The organism is Lyngbya sp. CCY1209 (assembly GCF_035615495.1).
Taxonomy (GTDB): domain Bacteria; phylum Cyanobacteriota; class Cyanobacteriia; order Cyanobacteriales; family Microcoleaceae; genus Limnospira.
Genome location: NZ_JAJENU010000115.1, coordinates 1 through 7,013 on the forward strand (window position 1 = coordinate 1; position 7,013 = coordinate 7,013).

Annotated in this window: 7 protein-coding genes; 6 read left to right on the forward strand and 1 reads right to left on the reverse strand. The window is 58.6% G+C overall.

Translation table 11 applies throughout. From position 1 onward, the window contains the following. The first annotated feature begins 147 nt into the window (after nt 1-147). The 4 genes from LKE08_RS00755 to rdgB all read left to right on the forward strand — a co-directional run bounded on the left by LKE08_RS00755 (nt 148) and on the right by rdgB (nt 4,038). Nucleotides 148-873 carry an SDR family oxidoreductase gene (locus LKE08_RS00755; RefSeq protein ID WP_324702280.1) on the forward strand — a complete coding sequence of 242 codons (726 nt, stop codon included), beginning with the start codon at nt 148-150 and terminating at the stop codon, nt 871-873. A gap of 64 nt (nt 874-937) precedes the next feature. Next, a complete protein-coding gene (folE, locus tag LKE08_RS00760; protein ID WP_324702281.1) occupies nt 938-1,660 on the forward strand; it encodes a GTP cyclohydrolase I FolE in 723 nt (240 codons plus the stop codon). Nucleotides 1,661-1,849: 189 nt separating this feature from the next. Then, nucleotides 1,850-3,286: a phosphoglucomutase/phosphomannomutase family protein gene (locus tag LKE08_RS00765; RefSeq protein WP_324702282.1), complete on the forward strand. Its 1,437-nt coding sequence runs from the start codon at nt 1,850-1,852 to the stop codon at nt 3,284-3,286. Nucleotides 3,287-3,444: 158 nt separating this feature from the next. Beyond that, nucleotides 3,445-4,038: an RdgB/HAM1 family non-canonical purine NTP pyrophosphatase gene (gene rdgB, locus LKE08_RS00770; protein WP_324702283.1), complete on the forward strand. Its 594-nt coding sequence runs from the start codon at nt 3,445-3,447 to the stop codon at nt 4,036-4,038. Nucleotides 4,039-4,112: 74 nt separating this feature from the next. On the opposite strand, the gene LKE08_RS00775 is transcribed toward rdgB, so the two are convergent. Beyond that, a complete protein-coding gene (locus LKE08_RS00775) occupies nt 4,113-4,451 on the reverse strand; it encodes a P-II family nitrogen regulator (RefSeq protein WP_324702284.1) in 339 nt (112 codons plus the stop codon). A 239-nt stretch (nt 4,452-4,690) separates the two neighbouring features. Here LKE08_RS00775 and LKE08_RS00780 point away from each other — a divergent pair, with 239 nt between their 5' ends. Beyond that, the gene (locus LKE08_RS00780; RefSeq protein WP_324702285.1) at nt 4,691-4,888 is read left to right on the forward strand and encodes a hypothetical protein; all 198 of its coding nucleotides are present in this window, start codon (nt 4,691-4,693) and stop codon (nt 4,886-4,888) included. Between the two features lie 153 nt (nt 4,889-5,041). Then, nucleotides 5,042-6,880, forward strand: a complete 1,839-nt coding sequence (gene ilvB, locus LKE08_RS00785) for a biosynthetic-type acetolactate synthase large subunit (RefSeq protein WP_324702286.1) — start codon at nt 5,042-5,044, stop codon at nt 6,878-6,880. The last annotated feature ends 133 nt before the right edge of the window (nt 6,881-7,013 follow it).

Here is a 7,013-nt window from a genome sequence, read left to right on the forward strand (position 1 = left end):
ATTGACTATGCCTTTAAGAGTTCAGTTTTGGACTGCTTAAGAATCCCCGCGTCTTTAGACCGGGGAGAAGTCAAAATTTTCTCAGAATTAGCAATTGCACCAGTTGCTACCTCAGTTGATCCCAAGCAAACATCATTCAAACCGTACATGAGTTCTCCCACAGAACGACGAGCACTGATCACGGGAGCCAGCAGTGGCATCGGCAAGGCGACGGCCCTGGCCCTGGCAGATGCCGGCATCCACATCGCCCTCGTCAGTCGCTCGCCGGAGCCATTGGAGGCCGTAGCCCGCCAAGCACGGCAACGGGACGTCGAAGCCCAAGCATTCGCCCTAGATTTATTCAAAATCGAGCAAGTTCACGCCGAAATTGCCACCCTTTCCGAGGCTTTTGGCCCCTTCGATATCCTGGTCAACAGTGCGGGTATGGGTTACACCCAGCCCCTGGCGAGTACCCCCCTGGCCGACTGGCAGCGGGTGATCGACCTCAACCTCACCGGTGTCTTTGAATGTATCAAAGGGGTCTTGCCCGGAATGCGGGACAAAGGTGGCGGAACCATCGTCAACATCGTTTCCATCGGCGGCCAACAGGTGTTTCCCAACTGGGGGGCCTATTGCGCCAGCAAATTCGGCTTGATGGCCCTCTCCCGAACCCTAGCCGCGGAAGAACGCCCCCACGGCATCCGCGTCACGGCGATCTGTCCGGGGGCCGTCAACACTTCCCTTTGGGACGCCCCGACGGTAGAAGCGGATTTCGATCGCAGCGCGATGCTGAACCCGGAAACCGTCGCCCGGTCGGTCCGGCACGCCGTCGAGCTCCCCCCCGAGGCGACCCTCGACGAACTGATTCTCATGCCCAGCGCCGGCAGCTTCTGAATCGGTCTTTCCGTGCGAATTTTCCACCCATTTCTAACTTCATTCCCACATTTTCCAATTTGTCATGACAATTGCATCCTCCAACAATTTTGTTAACTCATCCAGTTCCGACAGTATGAAAAATGCGGACAAAGACAATCTCAGCCGGATTTCCACCCGTCCCGACCGCAGCTCTTCCACCCACGCCAAAAATGGCCAACATCCCACCCGCACCGAAGTCAGCTCGGAAGAAATGATGGCCGCCGTCGAAACCATACTCTTGGGCGTCGGCGAAGATCCCGAACGGGAGGGACTCCTCAAAACTCCCAAGCGGGTGGCCGAAGCCATGGGATTCCTGACCAACGGCTACAACCAGTCCCTCGAAGATCTCGTCAACGGCGCCATCTTCGACGAAGGACACGAAGAGATGGTTCTGGTGCGGGATATCACCGTCTTCAGCCTCTGCGAACACCATATGCTGCCCTTCATGGGCAAAGCCCACGTCGCCTACATCCCCAACCAAAAAGTGATCGGCCTGAGCAAGCTGGCCCGCATCGTGGAAATGTACGCCCGCCGCCTGCAAGTCCAAGAGCGGCTCACCCGCCAAGTCGCCGAGGCCGTCCAAACCGTCCTCGAACCCCAGGGCGTGGCGGTGGTGATGGAAGCCAGCCATATGTGCATGGTGATGCGCGGCGTCCAAAAACCCGGATCTTGGACCGTCACCAGTGCTATGCTCGGTGTATTCCAAGACGATCAGAAGACCCGCGAAGAATTCCTCAACCTGATTCGCCACCAACCGTCCTTTTAGGGGACGACTGGGGAAAGGAGCAGCAGGAAAGTGTCAGAAGCGGGGAGAATTTGGCACTTCGGGCGGCTCGACGGCGATCGCTTCCCGAGGAGCGAAAAATTGACGGGATTTTGCTCAAATCCGGATCGTCAGGGTGCCACTCCCCAAACCTCAGTTTTGATTTCGTGGCTTTCTAGCTAGGACAATCCAATGACTCAACCCATCAAGTTCGGTACGGACGGCTGGCGCGGCGTCATCGCCGACGATTTCACCTTTGAACGGGTCGCCCTCGTCGCCCCCCTGGCGGCTCAGGTGTTGAAAGAAACCTACGGCGACACCACCGAAAATGACCACACCGTCATTGTCGGCTACGATCGCCGCTTCCTCGCCGAAGAGTTCGCCCAAAAAGCAGCCGACGCCATCCGGGAGGCGGGTTTCGACGTGAAACTGAGCGAAACCTACGCCCCCACCCCAGCCTTCAGCCTCGCCGCCCACCAACAAAAGGCCCTCGGGGCGATCGTGATCACCGCCAGCCACAACCCCGGCAAATATTTGGGCTTGAAAGTCAAGGGCGGCTTCGGCGGTTCGGTGAACCCCGATGTCACCCAAAAGATCGAGGCCCGTCTGGACAGTCCCCTCCCCCCCGTCAACATTCCCGGCACCCTGGAATCCTTCGACCCCTGGCCGGGATATTGCGAAACCCTGCAATCTAAAGTCAAGATCGACGAAATTAAAGAAGCGATCGCATCCCGGCAGTTGAGCGTCTTCGCCGACGTCATGCACGGGGCCGCCGCCGGGGGGCTCCAACGCCTGCTGGGGGACGGCGTTCACGAAATTAACGGCGATCGCGATCCCTTATTCGATGGAGGTGCTCCCGAACCCCTGCCCCGCTACCTCTCGGAACTGTTCCGGCAGATCAAAAGCCACTCCGCCAAAACCGACGGGGTGACGGTGGGGCTGGTGTTCGACGGAGACAGCGATCGCATCGCCGCCGTGGACGGGGACGGCAACTTCCTCAGCTCCCAAATTCTCATCCCCATCCTCATCGAACATTTATCGACCCGCCGCGGATTCACCGGAGAAGTGATCAAAACCGTCAGCGGTTCCGACCTCATCCCCCGCATCGTCGATCTGTTCGGCCTCTCCCTCCACGAAACCCCCATCGGCTACAAGTACATCGCCGACCGGATGCTCTCCAATTCCGTTTTGATCGGCGGGGAAGAGTCCGGCGGCATCGGCTACGGAACCCACATCCCCGAGCGGGATGCCCTGCTGTCGGCCCTGTACGTCTTGGAGGCCGTGGTGGAGTCCGGGGAAGACCTCAGCCGCACCTACCGCCGCCTGCAAGAGCAAACCGGCTTCACCTCCGCCTACGATCGCATCGACCTGCCCCTAGCCAGCATGGACGTGCGGGCGAAACTGGTGGCGGAGTTGGAAAACAACCCCATCAAAGAAATCGCCGGACAAGCCGTGGTGGACTGCCTGACCGTGGACGGCTACAAGTTCCGCCTCGCGGACGGCCGCTGGCTCCTGATCCGCTTCAGCGGCACCGAACCCGTCCTGCGGCTCTACTGCGAAGCCGATACCATCCAGACGGTGAGCAAAACCCTCTCCTGGGCCAAGGATTGGGCGCTCAGTCAGAATTAGGCAATAGGCAATAGGGAATAGGCAATAGGCAATGGGGGTTCTGCTTCCCTCCGCCCCCTACGCCTCCTCTGCTCCTTTGAACATTGATCATTGATCATTGATAATTATCAATTCCCTACTCCCCACGACCGACTCCCCACGACCGACTCCCTATAAACATGACCAAACGATTAGTAGTTGCCACCGGAAATCCCGGCAAGTTGGATGAAATGCGGGCGTACCTGACCGGTATCGACGTGGAATTGCGGCTCAAGCCGCCGGATTTGGACGTGGAAGAGACGGGAAACACGTTTTTGGAAAATGCTGGCCTCAAGGCAACTGAGGTGGCGCAAGTGACCGGGGAGTGGGCGATCGCGGACGATTCCGGATTGGCGGTGGATGCCCTGGGGGGCGCACCCGGCGTTTATTCAGCCCGCTACGCGGCGACGGATGCGGAACGGATCGCCCGGGTTCTCCGGGAACTGGAAACAGCCGATAGTCGCAAAGCCCAATTTGTCTGCGCGATCGCCATCGCCCGCCCGGACGGGGCGATCGTCGCACAACTCGAAGGCGTCTGCCCCGGGGAAATTGCAGAGGCGCCCCGAGGTCGGCAGGGCTTCGGTTACGACCCGATCTTTTACGTCCCCGAACACCAGATGACCTTCGCGGAAATGTCCCCGGAACTCAAAAACCAGATTTCCCACCGGGGTCGGGCTTTTGCGAAGTTACTGCCCCAGCTCCCCGCCCTTCTCAACCGATCCGAGGAATCGTAATGGATATCAGCCCGAGTGCGGGGAAACCCCCGCAAGTGGGGTGAAACTGGCTTTCCCAACCCCCCACCTGCTATTTAAATGGCTTCTAGATTCTTTTCTCCCGTGCGGATGCGGATGATTTGTTCCACAGGGGAAATGAAAATTTTACCATCCCCAATCTCGCCCGTTCGAGACGCAACGACAATCTTATCGACGACTTCATCCACCTGGTTATCTTCGACTACCACTTCGATTTTGAGCTTTTGCAGGAACTCAACCGTATATTCCGAACCCCGGTAGCGTTCCGTCTGACCTTTCTGGCGGCCGAACCCCCGCACTTCCGAGACGGTCATTCCGACAATGCCGGCATTGACCAGGGCAATCTTAACTTCGTCAAGTTTAAATGGCCGAACAATGGCTTCTATCTTTTTCAAGGCTTTCACTCCTAACGCTTACTGTTCGATCGGTCTGCTGTAGCAGGCGACAGGCACTCTGGCGACAGGCAATCGGTCGAAAAAGCTCTCGCCGTCTGGGTTGCGGAGTTTTTCGGAGTCCCGAGTCACCGGGCGACTGCCATAGATCGTGCGACACCCTTTGATATCACCGTCGAGCCCGACCCATTTGTAATCCCGGATACATTTTGTCTCCGGATGCCGTCTCTTAAGGTATCATAGTGGAACGGTTTCGGAAATGCGAACGGACGCAAGGGGATGGGAGTTCGGGAATCCCGGAATGGCCGGCACTCGCGATCGCCGCCCCGGATACCGCCCCAACGGCCGTCCGACGAGGCAGCGAAACCCGCCGGGGCGATCGCGACCCCGACTCCAAAGTTAAAAAATTTGATAGTCCCCGAATTTCCCGTTCTCTTTAGACTGATCAAATACATCATCCCGGGAGGGTGCCCGACCCACCCGGAAATGTAAAATCTTGTTAAAAGTAGAACGCTATAACCCGTTTGGTGGAATTCATTTATACAATAAAGGTTTTAACTAAACAATTAAAGTTAGATTAGAGGGACGATTCCGTGCAACTCAAACCTAAAATCGCGTCCAAGCGTGCCACGGGGGCATTTGCGCTCATCGACAGCCTGAAGCGTCACGGCGTGAAGCATATCTTCGGCTATCCCGGCGGAGCGATCCTCCCCGTTTACGACGAACTCTACCGGGCCGAAGCCGAGGGCGACATCCAACATATTCTCGTCCGCCACGAACAGGGGGCATCCCACGCGGCCGACGGGTACGCCCGGGCAACGGGGCGGGTGGGGGTGTGCTTCGGAACCTCCGGACCCGGGGCGACCAACCTCGTCACCGGCATCGCCACCGCTCACATGGACTCGATCCCGATGGTGGTCGTCACCGGACAGGTCGCCCGCCCCGCCATCGGTACAGATGCATTTCAAGAAACAGATATTTATGGCATTACCCTGCCCATCGTCAAACATTCCTATGTCGTGCGCGAGCCGAGTGACATGGCTCGTATTGTCGCCGAAGCCTTCCACATCGCCAGCACCGGACGCCCGGGTCCGGTCTTGATCGATGTCCCCAAAGATGTCGGCCTGGAAGAATTCGACTACATCCCCGTCAACCCGGGCGAAGTGTCCCTGCCGGGATACCGCCCGACGGTGAAGGGCAACATCCGCCAAATCAACCAGGCGATCAAACTGATTCAACAGGCCGCGCGCCCCCTGTTATATGTGGGCGGCGGCGCCATTTCCGCCGGGGCCCACGGGGAAATAGCGGAACTGGCCGAACACTTCCAAATCCCCGTCACCACCACCCTGATGGGCAAAGGCGCCTTCGACGAAAAACATCCCCTCTCCGTGGGGATGCTGGGGATGCACGGCACGGCCTATGCCAACTTCGCCGTCAGTGAGTGCGACCTGCTGATCGCCGTCGGTGCCCGGTTTGACGATCGCGTCACCGGAAAATTGGACGAATTCGCCTCCCGGGCTCGGGTGATCCACATCGACATCGACCCGGCGGAAGTGGGCAAAAATCGCGCCCCCGAAGTGCCCATCGTCGGCGACGTGCGCCAAGTCCTCCTCGACTTGCTGCGCCGCTGTAGAGAAATGGGAGACGTGGCCCGCCCCAATCAAACCAAAGCTTGGTTGGAACGGATCGATCGCTGGCGGGAAGATTACCCCCTCGTCGTCCCCCGCTACTCCGACAGCCTCTCCCCCCAAGAGGCGATCGCGGAATTGGGCCAACTGGCACCGGACGCCTACTACACGACGGATGTCGGCCAACACCAGATGTGGGGCGCCCAGTTCCTCAAAAACGGCCCGCGACAGTGGATATCCAGCGCCGGTTTGGGTACGATGGGCTACGGCATCCCCTCCGCAATGGGGGCGAAGGTGGCCCTGCCCGATCGCGAGGTGATCTGCATCGCCGGAGATGCCAGCGTCCAGATGAACATCCAAGAATTGGGAACCCTGGCCCAATATGGCATCGCCGTCAAAACCGTGATTATCAACAACGGCTGGCAGGGGATGGTCCGCCAGTGGCAACAAACCTTCTACGGCGAACGCTACTCCGCTTCCAACATGGAAGTGGGAATGCCCGACTTCGAGATGTTGGCCCGCTCCTACGGGGTGAAAGGCATGGTGGTGAACAGCCGCGAAGAATTGCACGACGCCTTCGCCGAAATGTTGGCCGACGACGGCCCCGTTTTGATGGATGTCCGCGTCACCAAAGATGAAAACTGCTATCCGATGGTGGCGCCCGGAAAGAGCAACGCCCAAATGCTGGGACTTCCCGAGCGGAAACAGTTGGAAAAAGCCGTCGAACTGGTCTACTGTAGCAACTGCGGTGCCAAAAATGTCGCCAGCAACCATTTCTGTCCCGAGTGCGGCACCAAGTTGTAAGGCGGAGCCCGCGCCGTCTTTTTCCATCAGGGGCGTATCGATGCGATCGCCCCTTTTTATAGCGCTGCGCGCGGGTGTAGGGTGTAGGGTGTAGGGTGTAGGGGCTAGAAATCGCCAAGACACATGGAAGTTT